The sequence below is a fragment of the Allorhizocola rhizosphaerae genome, assembly GCF_003426775.1.
In the GTDB taxonomy this organism is placed as follows: domain Bacteria; phylum Actinomycetota; class Actinomycetes; order Mycobacteriales; family Micromonosporaceae; genus Allorhizocola; species Allorhizocola rhizosphaerae.
The window spans coordinates 1-18,412 of the sequence record NZ_QJUG01000168.1 but is presented as its reverse complement, the minus strand read 5'-3'; the positions used below and the strand labels follow the sequence as shown (position 1 = coordinate 18,412).

Below are 18,412 nucleotides of genomic sequence, written 5' to 3'. Positions count from 1 at the left end.
CTACGGCGTGACCATCGTGGCGGTCAAACCGCAGAATGGCACGTTCACCTACGCCGACCGGGAAACCATCCTCCAATACGGAGACATCATCATGATCGCCGGTCCGGAGGAGAAGGTGGAGCGGTTCGCCACGCTTGACTAGCCTGCCTGCCGCCCCACTCATGCGCCAGGATCGACATCACGTGGCTGCCACTCGTTGTCCCAGAGCAGGGCCTGACGCCGGGGTGCCCTCAAGGCGGAAGCGCGCCGAGCCCGGCAAAAGGGTCCCCCGCGCATGTCGAAATCCGCGTCGCCGCTCCGACCCCTGGGTGAGCGCCCCAAACCGGGGGCAGAATCAGGGAAAAGGAGCACGATCGCGATGACCAAGGTAACGGCCCAAATGTCCGTGTCACTCGACGGTTTCTACGCCGGGCCTCGGCACACTGGCGGCGTCGAGAGCTGGATCGAGTCGGCCGAGAGTGCCGGGTTCTTTCGGGTCACCCGCTGGGTGATCGAAGGCATGGCGTGGCGGGAGCGGCAGGGCTTCGCCGGCGGCGAGGACGACACGAACTCTCGGATTATCGCCGAGACCTTCGACGCGGCCGGCGCGTATGTCATGGGGCGGCGGATGGCCGATGGCGGGGAGGGGCCGTGGGGTGAGGAACCGCCGTTCCGTGCGCCGGTCTTCGTCGTGACGCACCGGCCCCGCGAGACCCTGGTCCGCAAGGGCGGCACCAGTTTTACCTACGTCACCGACGGCGTTGCCAGCGCCATCGAACAGGCTCGTGCCGCCGCGAACGGCAAGAACGTCGCGGTCGCCGGGGGCGGAACGCTGCTGCAGCACGTTATCCGGGCGGGTCTGCTGGACGAGCTCGAACTGCATATCGTGCCCGTCGTCCTGGGCGGCGGGATGCGGCTGCTGGATAACCTGGACCTCGGCGACTTCGAAGGAGTCGAGCTCACGCCGACCAGAGTCGTGCACACGCCGCAGGTCACCCATGTCCGCTATTCCGTCGACGGCCGAGCCCCGCTCGTCCTGGACGACCGGGGCAGCGGCGAGGGTCGCATCGAACGCTGACTCATGAGCCCCCGGGCGGGGCCGTTCGGGATTTCGAACACCGAGTCAACATCTAGGTCGGCCTACGGCATCAAACTGTTGACAGGTATCGATCAGCGCCTTAGTGTTCCCCCACATGTCAGACACTGTTCGTGATTTCGAACGACTTGGGGGTTCCATGGCCACGTCGCCCGAGATCCGCGGCCCCGCCGTACCCACCGCCGCCTCGCACTCGGGCCAGCGGCCGCTCGGCATAGCGGAGCTGGACGTCACCGGCGGGCCGCCACGACGGACAACCGGGACGGCGGCGCGCGATGCGGGTTGGATGCCCACCTCCACTGAACCCTAAGGAATTGTGCGATGAGACGACGGCAACTGCTGGCCCTGTCGGGCCTCGCGGCGTTAGCGGCCGCCTGTGGCGACGAAGGCTCGCCCAACGATGTGCAATTGCAGTTCATGTACTGGGGCTCCACCTTCGAGCAGAAGGCCGTGGAGAAGATGCTCAAGTCCTTTGAGGACAGTCACGCGGGCGCGAAGGTGAAGGCCCTGTTCACCCCGGACGAGTATGACGTGAAGCTCAACACGCTTGTGGCGAGCGGCAACGTGCCCGATGTGGGATATGTGCCGATGGCGATGTCGTACCGGCTGGCCGAGCAGGGCAAGCTGGTGAACCTCTTTCCCTATTTGACGAAGTACCCGCAGCTGGCCGGATATCTGTCGGACGCATACCTGTGGTACGGCAGGGACCAGCTGCACGGTGTGGCGACGGCCAACGAGATCGAGCTGTTGTGGTACAGCAAATCGGCCATCAAGGACGCGGGCATCGCACCGCCGCCAGCCGAAGCGGGCAAAGCGTGGACCTGGGACCAGCTCGTGAGCAACGCCTACAGACTCACCATCGACCAGAACGGCAAGCACCCCGACGAGTCGGGCTTCGACCCCAAGCAGGTCAGGCAGTTCGGAATTTCGAGCAGCATCACCTACGCCGCGGCCTGGTATGGCTTCCTGCGCAGCAACGGGGCCGACTTCGCCGACGAGGGCGGCACCAGGTGCCTGCTGGACGCGCCCGAGGCGATCGAGGTGTTCCAGAATCTGCAGGATCTCATCTACAAGCACCGGGTCGCGCCCGGCCCGGGGCAACTCGCCGCGACGGGCGATGACGTGCCCGGTACCAACATATTGTTGAAAACCAAGCGGGTCGCCATGGTCGTCGACGGCCACTGGAGCCTGCTCGACATGAACGAATCCAAAGTGGACTACGGCATCGGCGTGCTCCCGAAGTACGACAAGCCGTTCACCACGAGCCAGGTCGCCGGGGCGTCCGCCGTGTTCGCCGGAAGCAAGCACGTCGAGAAGGCGGTCGAGCTGTTCGCGTTCCACCTCGACCCGCGCTACGTCGACCTCTACAAGCTGGGCCTGTGGATGCCGCAGGAGCGAAAGTACTACGAGGACCAGGCGGCCATCGACTCCTGGACCAAGAACGACTCGCACCCGCCCGAGTTTCGCACGGCCGTCGTCGACTACGCACGCGACCACGGCGTGCCCGATCTGCGGGTCAGGCTGAAGAACCTGCAGGCCATCAACAGTGACGTGCTGACACCGGCGCTGCAGGAGATCGAGACCGGCAAGCGCCCGGCAGCCGAGGTGCTCAAGGAGGCCGCTCCGAAGATCACCAGCAGGATGCAGGGCTGGCACCACAAGCAGAAGGTGTGAGCTACCAATGGCTTTGAACGGTCAGCGGCGGCTGGAACGGCGGTGGGGGTGGCTGATGGCCGTGCCCGCGATCCTCGGCTTCGTCATCTTCACGGCCGGGCCGATGGTCGCCTCGCTCGTGCTCAGCCTCACCGACTGGCAGATCGGCGGCACACCAGCGTTTGTTGGCGCCGGCAACTACACGGAGCTCGCCGACGATGAGCTGTTCTGGAAGTCGTTGAGCGCCACCACCTATTACACGCTCGGCGCGGTCCCGGTGGCGCTGATCGTCGCGTTCGCCGTGGCCATGCTGCTCAACCAGAAGGTGCGCGGCCTGCCGGTCTGGCGCACGATCTTCTACCTGCCAACGCTTGTGCCCGCGATCGCCAACGTGGTGCTCTGGATCTGGATTTTCAACCCCGACTTCGGCCTGCTGAACTCGTTGCTGCGGCAGGGCGGGCTGCCCGCCGGGATGTGGATTTACGACGAGAACATGGCCGTGCCGTCGCTTATCGTCATGAGCACCTGGGGCTTCGGCAACACGATGGTCATCTTCCTGGCCGGGCTGCAGGGCGTGCCGCAGCACCTCTACGAGGCGGTTTCGGTGGACGGGGGCGGGCCGTGGCACCGGTTCCGCCACGTGACCGTGCCCATGATGACCCCGACCATCTTCTACAACCTCGTGGTCGGGGTCATCGGCACGTTCCAGGTGTTCAACCAGGCCTACGTGATGACGGAGGGAGGTCCCAACAACGCCACCCTGTTCTACGTGTACTACCTGTTCCGCAAGGCGTTCCGGGAAAGCGAGATGGGCTATGCCAGCGCGCTCGCCTGGGTGCTGTTCATGATCATCGTGCTGGTGACGTTCCTGTTGTTCCGCAACGCCCGGCGTTGGGTCTATTACGAGATGGCGGGTGCCCGATGAGGGGCCGTGTGCTGCTCTACCTGGCCCTGATCGCCGGGGCCGTCCCGACGCTCGTGCCGTTCGTGTGGCTGGTGCGCAGCGCGCTGATGCAGGACTCCCAGATGTTCATCGCGCCGCCGGAATGGATCCCGGACCCGTTCCAGTGGTCCAACTTCACGCAAGCCCTTACAGCGCAACCGTTTGGGCGATACTTCCTCAACACCGTCGTGATTGCCGTCATCAGTGTGCTCGGCACGGTGCTCACGTGTTCCATTGCCGCGTTCAGCTTTTCGAGGTTGCGCTGGCGTGGCCGCAACGTCGTGTTCGCCGTGCTGCTGTCCGGCGTGATGCTGCCCTACGCGGTCACGCTGATCCCGACGTTCGTCATGTGGCAGGAGCTGGGCGCGCTCAACACGATCGCCCCGCTGACGGTGCCCAGCTGGTTCGCCGGGGCCGGGGGCGGCGTGCTGAATGTGTTTCTGCTCCGGCAGTTCTTCCTGACCATCCCGTTCGAGTTGGACGAGGCCGCCTACATCGACGGCGCCTCGCCGTGGAGGGTGTTCTGGATGGTGGTCATGCCGCTGTCCAAGCCCGCCCTCATCGTCGTCACCATTTTCACCTTCATCGGCACCTGGAACGACTTCCTCGGCCCGCTCCTATACCTCAACGACGAGGAGAAATACACGCTGTCCATCGGCTTGGCGTCGTTCCAGAGCATCTACATCACCCAGTGGGGCTACCTGATGGCGGCCTCGGCGGCAGTCATCGCCCCGATCATCGCGCTCTTCTTCTTCCTGCAGCGCTACTTCATCGAAGGGGTCACCCTCACTGGCATCAAGAACTGAGGTCGCATAATGAAACGCGCCATCACTCCCGCAGTGCTCGTGCTGCTCGCCTCGCTCCTGATCGCTGTGCCCGCACACGCCGTCGGGCCCGCCACGGTGGTCGACCGGTTCGGCCGGGTGATCAACGACTACGGCGTGAAACTCGTCGACTGGGAAGGCTATCTGGCCAACCCCTACATCGAGCTCACCGTGCGGCCACCGGCGAACGGGCCGTTCCCGGTGACCGTCGACCTGAAGGCCGAGGGCACGTCCCGCCTGATGATGGACCTGCCCAGCCAGCTGACGGCGACCGGGGCCACCAAGACGCTGACGTTCGCCAACGCGAGCGAGACGAAGAACTTCAAGCTCGCGATCCATTCGAAACGCGCGCCCGGTCCCGATGAGCAATACACGTTGCGCCTCACGGTTCGCGGGTCGGACAACAGCACCGTCACCCAGACCATGCCGATCCGGGTGCAGCAGGACCAGAAGACCGCGCTGGAGCCGACCATCCCGATCGTGTTCGACTACCGGTACGACAACATCACCGGCTACTTCAACGATCCGGCGTTCCGCACCGCCGCCGAGGAAGCCGTGAAGGACTGGTTCCGGTTCTTCAACCTGGCCCCGTTCGACACCGTCGCCGCCGGAGCGGAGCAGAACCACCTGCCCGGCAACGACTGGCAGAATACAATAAATGTGACCAACGCCGTGTCCTACAACGGCATGTACGTGTTCTTCCGTGGGATTCAAACCCCTTATTCCACGGGGTACCCGGCCCGCAACGGCAGATACCACACGCGCAACGGGGTGCAGGTGCCCGGTCCGATCCACCGTTCCACCGCGCAGATTTTCGAGTACGACGAGGCGGGCAAGCAGCTGTTCACCTCGCTCGCGGACGAGGACTGGTACAAGACCACGATCCAGGGCAACGTGCTCGACGTGCACGGGTTGGTCATGCACGAGTACGGTCACGCGGTCGCCTACCACAGCGACTGGGCGGGCATGCGGGCCTTCGTGCAAGCCGGTGGCACCAACGATCCCGAGGTCACCGCATACCAGGGGCGGGCCGTGGCGCTGGACGGCAGCTATCACATCCCGGGCACGCAACCGTACTGGGACCGGCTCAGCGGGCAGAGCGGTGGCTGGAGCCACTTCTTCCCCACGCGCCGGTGGATGCTCACCAAACTGGCCCTGCTCGTGGCCGAGAACGCGGGCTGGCCGGTGAACCGCAACCTCACGCCGTTCCTCGCGCCGTCGATCGTGACCGCGAGCCTGCCCAACGCCCCGACCGGCCAGGCGTACTCGCAGACCCTGGCGGCCCGCGGTGGCGTGCCGTTCTACGACTGGCGTGTGACCAGTGGCGCCCTGCCGCCGGGCCTCTCGCTCGACCGGTTCACCGGGACCATCAGCGGCACGCCGGGCGCCGCCGGGACGTACTCGTTCACGGTGGAGCTGCGTGACTACGACCCGCTGGCTGCCGCGGTGACACGGGCCTTCACGCTCACGGTCGGCGGCGGGAGCGGGCCGATCAACGTTGCGCCGCAAGCGACCCCGACGTGCTCGTACACGTCGTCGTGGGAAAGCTGCGCGGCGATCAACAACGCGGACGAGCCGACGAGCTCCAACTGGGGCGGCACCAACCAGGGCAACCGCTGGGGCACGTGGCCCGAGCAGGGGCAGCAGTGGGCCGACCTCACCTGGTCGTCGGCGCAGACGCTGCGGCAGGCGCAGGTCTACTTCTTCGACGACAACCAGGGCATCGACCTCCCGTCGTCGTGGCGCCTGCAATACTGGAACGGAAGCTCGTATGTGGACGTCCCTAACGCCAGCGGGTACACAATAAATGCAAATCAATACAACGCGGTGAATTTCTCCGCCGTCAGTACCACGCGGCTGCGCGTGCTGCTGCAGAGCTCACCGAGTTTCTCCGTGGGCCTGCTGGAGGTCAAGGCGTTCAGCTAGCTCGCAAACCCGCGCGAGAGCACGGCTTGGCCTGAACGGAGTTGAAACCCGGGAGCACAACCTCCCGGCAACCGCGCTGCAACAGGGATGGCAGCCAATGGGTGCCGGGAGGTTGGTTTGTCTATCGAGAGGAACGCCATGCCCACAACCAGAAAGCTCCGCGCCATCCCGGCCGTGTCCGGCCTCGTGCCGGCGGCGCAGCGACCGGAGAGGTGGCGGTGAACCGGCTGCGCACCTTCGGGACCATCGGGCACGTCTCCGCATGCGAGGCCCATCCGAACTACGCTCCTAACTGGACGCTAACGTCGTACGGTACGTGCGCCACGGCATAGCGTTCTTGGCGTTCTTTGGGGAAGGGATCGGAAATGACTGCAATGGGCGCCCCTCTGGCAGGCAAGGTGTGCGCGATCACCGGGGGCGCCCAGGGCATCGGCTGGGCCATCGCGGAGGCGCTGTGCGCGGCCGGGGCTCGGGTTCACGCCTGCGACATCTCGGAGGAATATTTGGCGCGCGCCTCGCCTGCGGCGGGCGAAAACATCATCCTCAGCCGCTGTGATGTCACCGTGGGAGACGACCTGGAGCGCTGGATCCGGGGGATACACGAGCGGGAGGGCCGGATCGATGTTCTGGTCGGCAACGCGGCGTTCGTCCGGTGGGAGCCCGTGGAGCGGATGACGATCGAGGAGTCCGAGCTGACCATGCGCACCGGATACGACGCCATGGTCCGTGCGGTGATGCTCGTGCTGCCCATGATGCGCGCGGCCGGTTCGGGTCACATCGTGGCCATGGGCTCGTCGGCCGGCACGATCATCACCGGTGACGCCTCGGCGGCGTATGCCGCGTCCAAGGCTGCCGTCGCGGCATACATCGAGACATTGCGGCTCGAACTGTCGGGCACGGGGATCGGAGTCACGCTGGTCCGGCCCGGAGTGGTCGCCGGGACGAGCTTCTTCCAGACGCACGTGCGGTCCAGCCGGCTGCCGCGGCTCGCGGATTTTGTGCCGGCGGTCACCCCGGCACAGGTCGCGGCCGCGGTGGTCAATGCGATCCGGCGGGGCCGCCCGGTGGTCGACATCCCGCGCATGCTGCCCCTGCTTTATCTCCTGTACGCGTTGTTCCCGCGCGCCACGCGCCGGCTCATCCGGCTGGGCGGCCGTGCCCGAAGTGATTTCGGTTCCGTTCCGTGACCCGGGGCTTGCATGATCATGCACTGGTGTGCATATACTTCGACTCGTGTCCAAGGTGCTCAGCTCCCTGCCTGTCGGCGAACATGTCGGCATCGCCTTCTCCGGCGGTCTCGACACCTCTGTAGCGGTCGCGTGGATGCGCGAGAAGGGTGCCGTGCCGTGCACCTATACCGCTGACATCGGTCAATACGACGAGCCCGACATCGCCTCCGTGCCCGGCCGCGCCACCGCATACGGCGCGGAGATGGCCCGCCTGGTCGACGGCCGGGCGGCGCTCGTCGAGGAGGGGCTGGCGGCGCTGGCCTGTGGGGCGTTCCACATCCGCTCCGGCGGGCGGACATACTTCAACACCACCCCGCTCGGGCGTGCCGTCGCCGGCACGTTGCTGGTGCGCGCGATGCTCGACGACGGCGTGCAGATCTGGGGAGACGGCTCCACCTTCAAGGGCAACGACATCGAGCGGTTCTACCGCTACGGGTTGCTCGCCAACCCATCGCTGCGCATCTACAAGCCGTGGCTCGACGCCGACTTCGTCAGCGAGCTCGGTGGCCGCAAGGAGATGTCGGAGTGGCTGCTCGCCCGCGGCCTGCCCTATCGGGACAGCGTGGAGAAGTCCTACTCCACCGACGCCAACATCTGGGGCGCCACCCACGAGGCCAAGGCGCTGGAAAACCTCGATGTCGGCATCGAGATCGTCGAGCCGATCATGGGCGTGCGGTTCTGGGACCTCGGCGTCGAGATAGCCACCGAGGACGTGACGATCGGGTTCGAGCAGGGCCGGCCGGTGAGCATCAACGGCAAGGAGTTCGCCTCCGCGGTCGACCTGGTGCTTGAGGCCAACGCCATCGGCGGGCGGCACGGCATGGGCATGTCCGACCAGATCGAAAACCGGATCATCGAGGCCAAGAGCCGGGGCATTTACGAGGCGCCCGGCATGGCGCTGCTGCACGCGGCCTATGAGCGGCTGGTCAACGCCATCCACAACGAGGACACCCTGGCCGCCTACCACAACGACGGGCGGCGGCTGGGCCGGCTGCTCTACGAGGGCCGCTGGCTCGACCCGCAGGCGCTGATGCTGCGCGAGTCGCTGCAGCGCTGGGTCGGGTCCGCCGTCACCGGCGAGGTGACTCTGCGGCTGCGGCGCGGCGACGACTACTCCATTTTGGACACCACCGGGCCGGCGTTCAGTTACCACCCCGACAAGCTGTCCATGGAGCGCACAGAGGATTCGGCGTTCGGGCCGGTCGACCGCATCGGCCAGCTGACCATGCGCAACCTCGACATCGCCGACTCGCGCGCCAAACTCGAAAGCTACGCCCGGCTCGGCATCGTGGGCGGCAGGCCGCACCCGGCCCTGATCGGCGTCGCGCAGCGGGCCTCCACCGAGCTGATCGGCGTCATGCCCGAGGGCGGCGCCGCGGCGATCGCCTCGCGCGGGCAGGCCAGCGAGGAAGAAGCGGAGCTGCTCGACCACGCGGCGCTGGAGTCGGGGACGGACTAAAGGAGGTCACCCGCCACGACCTGGGCCCAGCGGCGATATCCGGCAGCAGACGGGTGAAAAGCGGTCGCGCGCAAAGAAGCCGGGCTCATCGGCGGGATGTCGCTCGCGCCGACCCATGTTGCCCGCGGCCGTTGCGCACACACCCGCGGGAAACCTCATCGAGCACGTCCCGCGCGTCTGGCCGGCTGCCGGAGCGGGCGGGGTGATCGTGGCGCGCAGCCAGATCGCTTGTGCGACAACGACAGGCAACAGCAGCAGGTTTACGTCCACAGCGTACTGACCGGGCCCTGCGGGCCCGGTCAGTACGCTCGGCGCTACTCCTCCTGGCCGGAGGGGCCGCTCAGCAGGCACAGGATCAGCCCGCAGGCGGTCGCCGACGACGGCGCGCTGGTCGAGCGCGGCGTGCCGGGCGGCGAGTTGGCCGGGAGATAGCTGGCGCTGGCCGTGTTGGTGATGGGCAACACGAGCAGGAACGAAGAGCAGTGGAACTCACGGGTGGCACCGGACGGCAGGAGAAACTCCCCGGCGACTGCCTCGCAGCTGGGTGCCCTGGCATCGTTCACGGTGACGTCCACCGCGTCCAACGGACCGGCGTTGCTCACGGTGATCCGCCAGTAGGCCGTGCCCAGGATCCCCAGCAGCCCCGGCGGTGAGCGTTTCACCCATGGTCCGCGACCGCCCGGCCCGCAATCTTCGGCGTCGTTGCTGGCGCAGATCTCCTTGTTGACCGTGACGCGCGGCTGGCACGCTGCTCCCGGCGCGATCGAGAGCACGACCGGGTTGGAGCGGAGGTCGCCGCCCGGGTCGGAGCCCGTCGCCGTGTTGCTCACCGACGTGACCGTGCATTCCGAGCCGAGCCTGGTCTGGAAGCAGACCTGTGGCGCGTCGCCCTGGAACTCCACGACCAGTTGCGGCTGGTTGCCGCCGGCGAAGTCGTTGGTGTTGAACAGCACCAGGGTGGCCGTGACGATGATCGTCGGCTCGGCGACGGCCGAGATCCCGGACAGGTCGAGCGTGCCGTCCGGTGCGAACGTCGGCGTGGCCAGCACGTTGCCGTCGGGATCGGTGACCCTGGCGGTGGAGTTGCCAAGGTCCACATTGGACAGATTTATGTTCTGCAGCCGTGCCGTCGTGTACGTCACGGAGTGCGGTTGGCCGTCGCAGTAGAACGCACCCGGCGTCATCGTGACCGAGGCTCCCGTGCGCAGGCACGGCGACAACCCGTTGGCCGGGTCCACCGAGAACAGGAAGCCCGAGTCGCCGAGACCCAGCAGGCATTGCGTCGTCTCGTCATAGGTGTAGCCGTAGTCACGGGTGAGGCCGTTGTTGACGTTCGGATGCGTCTTCGGGAACGGGAATCCGGCGCAGATCGCCGCGGCCGTCCAGTCGTAGCAACCGGTCGCGCCGAGCAGGCTGCCGCCCCAGAACGGGAAGTAGCTTTGCAGGTGCCCGTTCGGCGCCACGATGACCGTGGGGTTGAACGTGTTGGCCCCGTTTGCCACGTTGCCGAATCCGGCCGGTGCGGCAAGCGGCGACCCGTCGATGGCATAGCAGGTGACCGCGGGTGGCCCCGCGCTGACGGCGGCGATGCACGCACCGTTGGCCGTGCCCGCCGGGTTGTATGAGGTGAACGCCGAATAGGTGTGCGTTCCGGCCGCCGCCCGTGCCGTGGCCCAGCCGGCGCACGCCGCCGTGGTGGCCGGGTCGAAGCAGCCGAGCCGCGGACCGGCTCCCGTCGACGACGAGACGAAAACAAGTCCATTCGCGACAGTGAGCGAACCCCAGTAGTACGCGCCGTTGTTGCTGCCCGGCGCGACCGCCGCGTAGGGCTGTCCGGCGCACGGGGTCAGCGTGGCGAGCGTGAGGCACAGAATCTGCCCGTTGGTCGAGACGGCATACATGTTGCCGCCGACGTTCACCAAGCCCTCAAGGCCGGTCACCGCGCCGCCGATGGCCTGCAACGGGACGTAGCCGCAGTTGGCCTGCGCCGCCATGTCCAGGCATGCCACCCCGACCGAGCTGACGGTCATGGCCGGGTAGTAGAAGCGCTCCGGCCGCGCCGGATCGACAACATATTGCGGGACCAGAGTGCTCTCGATGTCGCCCGTCGAACCCGAACCCAGCGGTCCGGGAGTCGTGTTCACCGGCCGCGGCCACGGCCCACCCGAGCACGGCTGGTTGTCGAGCAGGTTGGTGCAGACCACCTTAGGCTGCAGCTCGCCCAGGTGGTGGTACATGTTCCACGCCTCGACAGAACCGCCCGGGCCACGGTAGATGACCGCCGTGAACCCGTCACCGCCGGTCGGTGTCGCCAGCGTCTGCACGGGCGGCAACAGGAAGTGCGTGAGGTTGGTGCCGCCGGGCCGGGCGGTGGGGTTGGTCGCCCGCACCGCCACGGTGCCCGTGGGCGGCTCGCTACCCACAAAGGTGGTGCCGTCGGTGGACCACTGCGGCGTCCAGCCTGGTGGCACGTCCAGCGAACCGGGCACATACTCCTGGCTCGCCGGCGCACCCTCGATGACGTCGGTGATCGTGGCCGGTCCCGGCGGCGCGTCACTGTCGTAGCTGAGCACCCAGTTGATGACATCGCCGTGGTTGGCCGGGTCGGCTCCCGGCGAGGTGAGGTTTTGCGCGCTCTTGGCGAGCGTGCTCGCCAGCGCGGCCGGGCTCGCGGTCGCCTGCCCGGTGAGCGCAAGCATGAGTGCGATTCCGGCGGCGGCCATGTGTGTTGTGCGCGAAGTTCGCACGACAAACGGCTCCTTTCTGACCAGTTGGATGGAACCCGCGGGCTGATCGGCGCGGAGCAGACGCTATCAAAGAATTTCTATTTAGTATCCGTGAATGCTCGATTGGATGAAAGACTCTCACTTTACATCTCTACAAAGTGGACCCTCGCTGTCACCTGAATGGGTTGCGATAGCTTCTGCGGCCCGCCTTCGCTCGCCGTCGTCGCCCGTCTCGGTGGCCATCGCCAACGCCGGCCCGTGGCGTTCGAACGCCTCCTCGTCGTGGCCCATGGCGTGCAAGGCATCGCCCATGGCGTTGAGGACACTCGCCTCGTAGCGATGGTTCATGCCGCGGAAGTTTTCCAGCGCTTCTCGAAGTACCCGACGGATTCTTCATGCAATCCGTGACGGCTCAGCGCCGCGCCAAGGTTGGCCACCGCCGTCGCCTCGCCCTCTGTCGAGGCCGCATTGTCCAAAAGGACCGGCAGCCGACGGCGGTCGGTCTCGGCCCGCCAGTGCGCGGCGCGTGACTCCGTGTCGGCCGGAATATCCTGATCGGACACTCCGACTGCGGTGAGCAGGCGGCCCAGCGCCTCGTGGACCGGCAGGGCATGTGCGGCATTGTCGCCGAGCAGGTCGAGATGGATCGTGCCATCGGGGAAGCGCTCGCGACGCAGGTGACCCCAATGCACGGCGAGCGCGGTCTTTGTTCACGCCCGCTGCTGGCCGTCCCGACCTTCCAGGCGCGCGTGGTGCCGTAACGGCCTCATCGCCCGGCCGGTGAACCTCCGGCCGGGCGACATCCCTGTTCGTGATCAGCAGCGCCAGTGCACGAACCGGCGGGAGTTCCAGCTGACGTTGGGCGGCGGCATGGTGCTGGACCACTCGATGAGCCGCCGGTGACCGGCGCTGACACCCCACCGCTGTTGCGCGCTGGTGTGCACCACGGTGCCGCCGGTGTAGGTGTCGATGAACTCCAGCCGCACGCAGCCGTGGAAGCCGGTCCAGTACGACGTCGAGATGACCTGCGTGTACGCCGTGAACAGCCCCGTGGTGTAGTCGTAGGTTTCCACGCAGCTGGACATGGCCCGGTTGTTGCCGACGGAGTTGTACTGCCAGTCCGCTTGGTTGAACTCCAGGCAACTGCGCATCACCGACGGCGCGGCGGCCGCGGGGGCTGCGCCCGCCACACCGATCCCGGCCGCGAGGGTGAGGGCCGCGGCGAACAGCCGGGCCGTTTTACTGATGATCAAAGCTCCTCCTGGGTAAGACATGCGCGAGGTGGCGAGAAACGTAACAGCCGATCTTGAGCGATGTCTATGAATGAATGTACGCATTCATCTGTGCGGAAGGCGCTTGTGCTTCGACCATCGTGCCTGATCGTCTGGCAAATCGAACGATCATGTTGCCAGACGATCAGATCCCAACGCGGTGGTGCTTAGCAGTAGCCGCAGCGGCCGCAGCCACCGTTGACATAGCTGCCGTTGCAGTACTGCGCCCAGCAGAACTTCTTCAGCAGGACGCCGTGTTCGTTGCTGCACGACTGGCAGTAGTGCACGTCGTAGCATGCCTGCGTCGTGGCCGCGGCCGCGGTGGCCCGCGGCACGAACAGCGAGAGCATGCGGTCGGACATCCGCTCGACCAACCTCATCTTCGGTTCTCCCTTCCCTAGCGGATCGCCATGTGGCAGGCCGACCTTGACCGTTCGGGACGTGTGTCGGCGCGCATCTCGGACGAAGTTGGACGCCTCATCGTTGGGTCGGAAGCCGCCGGACGATGACCCCGAGCAGGCCCGCCGCCTCGTAATAGCCGCGGCGGCGCGAGTCCATGCTGTGCTCCGGGTTGTCGCCCAGCAGGATCAGCCGGTCCGCGGGGACCCGGGAGCCGAGCCGGGCCAGCTCGGGCGGGACGGCGTCGCCGGGCATGGCGGCGACCCGCTTGATGATGAGCTCCGGATCGTCGGCGTCGACGACGACGATCTGCCCGGCGCGGACCCGCCGCAGCGCGGCCCTACGGACCAGAACCCGGTCGCCCGGGTCAAGGGTCGGCTTCATGCTCGTCCCCGTCACCGTCACCACCAACCAGGTGCGGCGCAGCCACACCAACACCACCACCGCGGCGGCGGCGAGACCCGCGATTGCGAGCAGCACCCAAGTCATGCCGCCTCCTGCATCTGGTACCCGGACGCCTGCAGGGTGAACATGCGCGCGTAGTGCCCATCCGCCGCCATCAGCTCGGTGTGCGTGCCGGTCTCGGCGATCCGGCCGCCGTCGACGACCGCGATCAGGTCGGCGTCCCGCACGGCCGAAAGCCGGTGCGAGATAAGCAGGCTCGTGCACCCGGCCCGATGCGCGCCGATCATCGTGTGCATCTCGTGTTCGGCCGTCGGGTCCAGGCCCGCGCTGGGCTCGTCGAGGATCATCAGGTCGCACCGCTCGCGCAGGAAGGCACGTGCCAGGGCCAAGCGCTGCCACTGACCGCCGGAGAGCACCACCCCGGTCTGCGGGTCGTCCCGGTCCGCCTCACTGAAGAACATGCGGGTCAGCAACGTGTCGTAGCCCTGCGGAAGGCTTTGCAGCTTCTCGTGGATCCCGGCCAGGCGTGCCGCCTTGACCACACGTTCCGGATTGGACAGTGCAGTCAGATCGCCGACGGCGATGTTTTCCCGTGCCGTCAGGTCGTACTCGACGTAATCCTGGAAGACAGCGCCGATGCGGGCACGCAGGGCCGCGATGTCGAGCTCCCGCAGATCCTGCCCGTCCCACAGGATCTGCCCGCGCACCGGGTCGTAGAACCGGCACAGCAGCTTGACCAGGGTGCTCTTGCCGGCCCCGTTGACGCCGACCAGACCGACCGACCTGCCGCGCGGGATGGTCAGGTTGACGCCCTGCAGCACCCAGGGATGGTCCTCGCTGTACCGGAACCAGACGTCGCGCAGCTCGATGCCGCTCGCCAACGGCGCGACATCGCGGGCGTGCGGCGGCGAGGGCAGGTCGGCCGGGGCTCGGATGAGGTCCAGATAGTGCGAGAAAACCAGCACCTGCTGGTGCGCGTTGGCGTACTGGCCGACAAGCGACGAAAGTCCACTTTGGATACCGGCCAGCGCCGCGAGGAACATCGACAGGTCGCCGATGGTCAGCCGTCCGGCGCTCGCGGCCAGCAGCGCCCACACCAGCCCGCTCCCGGCGACGACCGCCGCCGCGCCGGACAGCAGGGTTTGCAGGCGTGCGTCGCGGCGGTCGAGCAGCCGCCGGGCGTTGTCGGCGGTGCGCCGCTCCGTCAGCATGCGGCCGCGCAGCCAGCCCGCCATCCCGAACAGCCGGATCTCCTTGGCCGCCTCGACGCTGCTGAGCAACTGGGCGTAGAAGATCTCTCGCCGCTCGGTCGGGCTCAGGTTCCACATCATGCCCGCCCGCTGGCGCGCAAGGCTCACCTCGATGAAGAGCGTGGGCACTGCGGCCAGCACGACGATCAGCATCATCAGGGGATTGATGACTACCAGCGATCCGACGAACCCGGTGATCATCAGCGCGCCGCGGAACATCTGCTGGCCGCCGTCGACCAGCTGTGGCGCCATCCCGGATGCCTGCCGTGCCAGGCGAAGCTTGTCCTGGAACACCGGATCCTCGAAGCGGCTCAACCCGGCGAAGCGCTCCACCGCCGCAAACAGCCGGTCCATGGTGGTCGCGCCGACCGAGCGGGCAAGGTTGGCCCGCAGGTAGTCGCTCCAGTGGGGCAGGGCGGCCGTCATGACACCGACGGCGGCCAGCAGCCCGGCGAGCCAGCCGAGCGTGGCCAAGCCTTGCCGCCCGACCAGCGCGTCGATCGCCAGCTTGGTCAACCATGCGACCACCACCGGGGCCACCCCGCCCAGCAGGGCGAGGACGGCGTACCCGGTGGCGGTCAGCGGCGCCGCGCGCCACACAAGCGCGGCGATGTACCGGATCGTCGCGATCATGCCGGCACGGCGACGCCCGGCCGTGGCAGGTCCGAGGCCTTCCCCACCACGGAAGCGATCACACCATCGCGCACCACGCAGTAGCTCGGGTAGCCCTTGGCCTGGAACGCCTGCATCAACCCGCCGTCCGGCCTGGTCTCGACGACGACCCGGGACACCGCCGTCAGCTCGGAGATCAGGTTTGTGCCCTCGCCGAGCGGATCGAACACCACGGACACCACCCGGCCGTGCTCGCGCGCCCGCCCGGCGAACTCCGGCAACTGCTCTTCGCAGAAGCTGCATCCGGGGGAGAAGAAGCCGAACAGCGTCTCGCCGGGCACGGCGATCCGGGCGGACTCCAGCGCGGCGGCCACCTGCGTGCCGGCCGGCGCGATGGGCGCGGGCGGGGCGGGCGCGTTGCCCGCGGTGCCGTCCTGGCGCATGCGGCGGATCACGCCGAAGGTCAGCAGGAGATTGAGCACGCCGACCGCGCCGACGAGCGCGACCGCGATTGCCAATGCTGTCATGTGTCTTTGCCTCCCATCCGATGGTCGCGTTCAGGCGCACCCGGCCGCGACGTTCCTCTGTGGATCGTTGCTGGTGAAGGGGGTCAAGCCAGCAAGCTCGGACGATCCCGGACGCGCGCCGGGCCCGGCGTCGATGAGCCGCTCGGCCTCGACGGCACGGTGGTGATAGTCGCTCGCCATGCGGGTGTGTCCCAGCGCCCGGCAGGTCTCGCTCAGGCCGTTGAGCGCCGAGACGGCAAGCGCCGTGTGCCCGATGTCGTGCGCGATGCGCAGCGCACGCCGATGGCCGGCGAGCGAGCGCTGATAGTCGGCGGCGCGGCGGTGGATGCGGCCCATGGCATCCAGCGCCTGCCCGGCGATGGCCCGGTCGCCGGCCTTGCGCGCCATCGCGAGTGCGCGCTGCTGGCACCGAAAGGCACGACATAGATAGCCGGTCCGTTCATACGCCACGCCGAGGCCGTGGAGTGCCTCGCGCTCGGTCAGGTGGTCGTGCAGTTTGCCGGCGAGGTCAAGCGCCTGGCGGTGGTAGTCGGCCGCGCGTTCGTAGTCCTCCTTGAGGGCATAGATGGTCCCGACGGCGGTCAGGGTGCGTGCCTCGGCGAACCGGTCGCCACGCTCCCGCGCGATGCCGGCCGCCTCGCGCAAGTGCCGTAGCGCCTGCGCGATGTCGCCCTGGTGGCCCAGCACCAGGCCGAGGTCGCGCAGGGCTCCGGCCTCACCGGGCCGGTCGGCTGCGGCCCGCCACAGCGCGAGGGCGGACTCGGCGTGCCCGCGAGCGGACTCGTACTGTCCGGACAGGACGTCCAAACGCGACAGACACAGCAGCGACTGCGCCTGCCGTTGGCGATCCCCGGCGAGCGCGGCGCCGCCCAGCGCGCGCTGCTGGAGCTGGCGCGCCTCCATGTGTCGGCCTTCGTCGTACAGCGGGCGCCACAGGGCGTTGGCCAGCTCGCAGGCCAGCTCGGGCCAGCCATGGTCGGCGGCGTAAGCGGCCACAGCGAGCAGGTTGTCCCGTTCGGTGCCCGGCGCTGCGGCGGCAGTGCGGGTGTAGTGGCGCAACAGGCGGTCCAGGGCATCGCGGCGGCGGCTGGTCGGCTCCTCGACTCCGGCGCGCTCGGCGGCATACGCCCGCACCATCTCGGGCAGCCTGTACCCGCCCTGCGCCGTGCGGCACAACAGGTTCGCGTCGGCAAGCGCCTCGGTGCACTCCGTGGCCTGCGCAGGGGTGACGCCGGCGAGCGCGGCGGCGGCGCGGCGGTCGAGGTCCGTGCCGGGATGCAGGGCCGCCAGCCGCAGCAGCCGCACGGCCTCCGCGCAGAGCCCGCGATCCGATGTGGACAGAGCGGTCCGCATGCCGCCCTCCAGCGCCAGGGCGGTGACGCAGGACAGGTAGTCGCCGAGCGACCAGTCGGGGTGTTCGCGCAGGTGCGTGCCGACGATGGAGAGCGCGAGCGGCAGCCGGCCCAGCTCGGCGGTGATCCGGCGGGCGGACGACTCGTCGGCGTCGACGCGCTCCGGCCCGGCCGCATGCCTGAGCAGTGCCAGGGAAGCGTTCTCGGAGAGCGCATCGAGGTGGATGTGGGCGGTGTCGCGCAGGCCCGGCAGCACCCGCCGGCTGGTGATGATCGCGACGCACTCGCCGCCCGCGGGCAGCAGTGGGCGCACGCTCTCCTCGTCGAGCACGTCGTCGAGCAGGATGAAGGAGACGCGCTCGCGCAGCAAGCAGCGATATCGGTCAATGCGCCGGTCGAACCCGTCGGGGATCTGGTCGTAGCGCATGCCCAAGCGGTGCAGGAACTCCACCAGCACCGCCGACGGATCGGCGGGTGGCCGGGCCGGATCCCTGCCGTGCAGGCTCGCCATGAGCTGGAGCCGGTCGTCGTCGCCGCCCGCGGCCGCCAGGCGTGCGGCGGCCCAGACCGCGAAGTGCGTCTTGCCCACGCCCGCCATCCCGTGGATTACCACGTTGCGGCAGGCGTCCCGCTCGCGGACCAGGGCCATCAGGCGTCGCAGCGGCGCGTCCCGCTCGAACGTCTCCGGCGGCGGGTCGGGCAGCCCGAGGCGGGCGGCCACCGGCGCCGCCAGCGCGCTGCTTCCCCGGATGCCGCGCAGC

Annotated in this window: 17 protein-coding genes; 8 read left to right on the top strand and 9 right to left on the bottom strand. The window is 68.0% G+C overall.

Going from position 1 to position 18,412, the window contains the following annotated elements:
- The first annotated feature begins 7 nt into the window (after positions 1–7).
- The 8 genes from DM816_RS29415 (at position 8) to argG (ending at position 9,109) form a co-directional block, all read left to right on the top strand.
- Positions 8–142 (top strand): TrkA C-terminal domain-containing protein, encoded by a 135-nt coding sequence (locus DM816_RS29415; protein WP_281274373.1) that lies wholly within the window; start codon positions 8–10, stop codon positions 140–142.
- Between the two features lie 216 nt (positions 143–358).
- Positions 359–1,057 (top strand): dihydrofolate reductase family protein, encoded by a 699-nt coding sequence (locus tag DM816_RS29410; RefSeq protein ID WP_117213642.1) that lies wholly within the window; start codon positions 359–361, stop codon positions 1,055–1,057.
- A 339-nt stretch (positions 1,058–1,396) separates the two neighbouring features.
- Positions 1,397–2,749, top strand: coding sequence for an ABC transporter substrate-binding protein (locus DM816_RS29405; RefSeq protein WP_117213641.1), 1,353 nt, complete (start codon positions 1,397–1,399; stop codon positions 2,747–2,749).
- A gap of 7 nt (positions 2,750–2,756) precedes the next feature.
- Positions 2,757–3,653, top strand: coding sequence for a carbohydrate ABC transporter permease (locus DM816_RS29400; protein ID WP_117213640.1), 897 nt, complete (start codon positions 2,757–2,759; stop codon positions 3,651–3,653).
- Positions 3,650–4,477 (top strand): carbohydrate ABC transporter permease, encoded by an 828-nt coding sequence (locus tag DM816_RS29395; protein WP_117213639.1) that lies wholly within the window; start codon positions 3,650–3,652, stop codon positions 4,475–4,477. The genes DM816_RS29400 and DM816_RS29395 overlap by 4 nt, the downstream gene beginning before the upstream one ends.
- 9 nt (positions 4,478–4,486) lie before the next feature.
- The gene (locus DM816_RS29390; RefSeq protein ID WP_246002401.1) at positions 4,487–6,421 is read left to right on the top strand and encodes an Ig domain-containing protein; all 1,935 of its coding nucleotides are present in this window, start codon (positions 4,487–4,489) and stop codon (positions 6,419–6,421) included.
- 365 nt (positions 6,422–6,786) lie between these two features.
- Positions 6,787–7,608 (top strand): SDR family oxidoreductase, encoded by an 822-nt coding sequence (locus tag DM816_RS29385; RefSeq protein ID WP_117213638.1) that lies wholly within the window; start codon positions 6,787–6,789, stop codon positions 7,606–7,608.
- A gap of 46 nt (positions 7,609–7,654) precedes the next feature.
- The gene (gene argG, locus DM816_RS29380) at positions 7,655–9,109 is read left to right on the top strand and encodes an argininosuccinate synthase (protein ID WP_117213637.1); all 1,455 of its coding nucleotides are present in this window, start codon (positions 7,655–7,657) and stop codon (positions 9,107–9,109) included.
- Positions 9,110–9,423: 314 nt separating this feature from the next.
- Here argG and DM816_RS29375 read toward each other — a convergent pair whose 3' ends face one another.
- The 9 genes from DM816_RS29375 to DM816_RS29335 form a co-directional block, all read right to left on the bottom strand.
- Entirely contained in the window at positions 9,424–11,856 is a 2,433-nt protein-coding gene (locus DM816_RS29375) for a DUF7617 domain-containing protein (protein WP_211588907.1), read from the bottom strand.
- Positions 11,857–11,973: 117 nt separating this feature from the next.
- Complete coding sequence (locus tag DM816_RS29370; RefSeq protein WP_117213635.1) at positions 11,974–12,183, bottom strand: hypothetical protein; 210 nt, start codon at positions 12,181–12,183, stop codon at positions 11,974–11,976.
- Positions 12,180–12,527 carry a hypothetical protein gene (locus DM816_RS29365; protein WP_117213634.1) on the bottom strand — a complete coding sequence of 116 codons (348 nt, stop codon included), beginning with the start codon at positions 12,525–12,527 and terminating at the stop codon, positions 12,180–12,182. The genes DM816_RS29370 and DM816_RS29365 overlap by 4 nt, the downstream gene beginning before the upstream one ends.
- A gap of 123 nt (positions 12,528–12,650) precedes the next feature.
- Complete coding sequence (locus DM816_RS29360; RefSeq protein ID WP_117213633.1) at positions 12,651–13,088, bottom strand: hypothetical protein; 438 nt, start codon at positions 13,086–13,088, stop codon at positions 12,651–12,653.
- 185 nt (positions 13,089–13,273) lie between these two features.
- Entirely contained in the window at positions 13,274–13,486 is a 213-nt protein-coding gene (locus DM816_RS29355) for a hypothetical protein (RefSeq protein ID WP_162907957.1), read from the bottom strand.
- Positions 13,487–13,583: 97 nt separating this feature from the next.
- On the bottom strand, positions 13,584–13,994 hold the full coding sequence (gene lepB / locus DM816_RS29350; RefSeq protein WP_117213631.1) for a signal peptidase I: 411 nt from the start codon (positions 13,992–13,994) through the stop codon (positions 13,584–13,586).
- Entirely contained in the window at positions 13,991–15,793 is a 1,803-nt protein-coding gene (locus tag DM816_RS29345; protein ID WP_117213630.1) for an ABC transporter ATP-binding protein, read from the bottom strand. Before DM816_RS29345 ends, lepB begins: the two co-directional genes overlap by 4 nt.
- Positions 15,790–16,299: a hypothetical protein gene (locus tag DM816_RS29340; RefSeq protein WP_117213629.1), complete on the bottom strand. Its 510-nt coding sequence runs from the start codon at positions 16,297–16,299 to the stop codon at positions 15,790–15,792. Before DM816_RS29340 ends, DM816_RS29345 begins: the two co-directional genes overlap by 4 nt.
- Positions 16,300–16,329: 30 nt before the next feature.
- Positions 16,330–18,412 (bottom strand): tetratricopeptide repeat protein (locus DM816_RS29335; RefSeq protein ID WP_117213628.1); only part of this gene is annotated, 2,083 nt, incomplete at its 5' end.

Bases quoted from the DNA above. Each gene is read 5' to 3' on its own strand.
- lepB (WP_117213631.1), bottom strand. From the start codon at position 13,994: ATGACTTGGGTGCTGCTCGCAATCGCGGGTCTCGCCGCCGCCGCGGTG.
- DM816_RS29370 (WP_117213635.1), bottom strand. From the start codon at position 12,183: ATGAACCATCGCTACGAGGCGAGTGTCCTCAACGCCATGGGCGATGCC.
- DM816_RS29345 (WP_117213630.1), bottom strand. From the start codon at position 15,793: ATGATCGCGACGATCCGGTACATCGCCGCGCTTGTGTGGCGCGCGGCG.
- DM816_RS29405 (WP_117213641.1), top strand. From the start codon at position 1,397: ATGAGACGACGGCAACTGCTGGCCCTGTCGGGCCTCGCGGCGTTAGCG.
- DM816_RS29355 (WP_162907957.1), bottom strand. From the start codon at position 13,486: ATGAGGTTGGTCGAGCGGATGTCCGACCGCATGCTCTCGCTGTTCGTG.
- DM816_RS29400 (WP_117213640.1), top strand. From the start codon at position 2,757: ATGGCTTTGAACGGTCAGCGGCGGCTGGAACGGCGGTGGGGGTGGCTG.
- DM816_RS29340 (WP_117213629.1), bottom strand. From the start codon at position 16,299: ATGACAGCATTGGCAATCGCGGTCGCGCTCGTCGGCGCGGTCGGCGTG.
- DM816_RS29410 (WP_117213642.1), top strand. From the start codon at position 359: ATGACCAAGGTAACGGCCCAAATGTCCGTGTCACTCGACGGTTTCTAC.
- DM816_RS29390 (WP_246002401.1), top strand. From the start codon at position 4,487: ATGAAACGCGCCATCACTCCCGCAGTGCTCGTGCTGCTCGCCTCGCTC.
- DM816_RS29395 (WP_117213639.1), top strand. From the start codon at position 3,650: ATGAGGGGCCGTGTGCTGCTCTACCTGGCCCTGATCGCCGGGGCCGTC.
- DM816_RS29385 (WP_117213638.1), top strand. From the start codon at position 6,787: ATGACTGCAATGGGCGCCCCTCTGGCAGGCAAGGTGTGCGCGATCACC.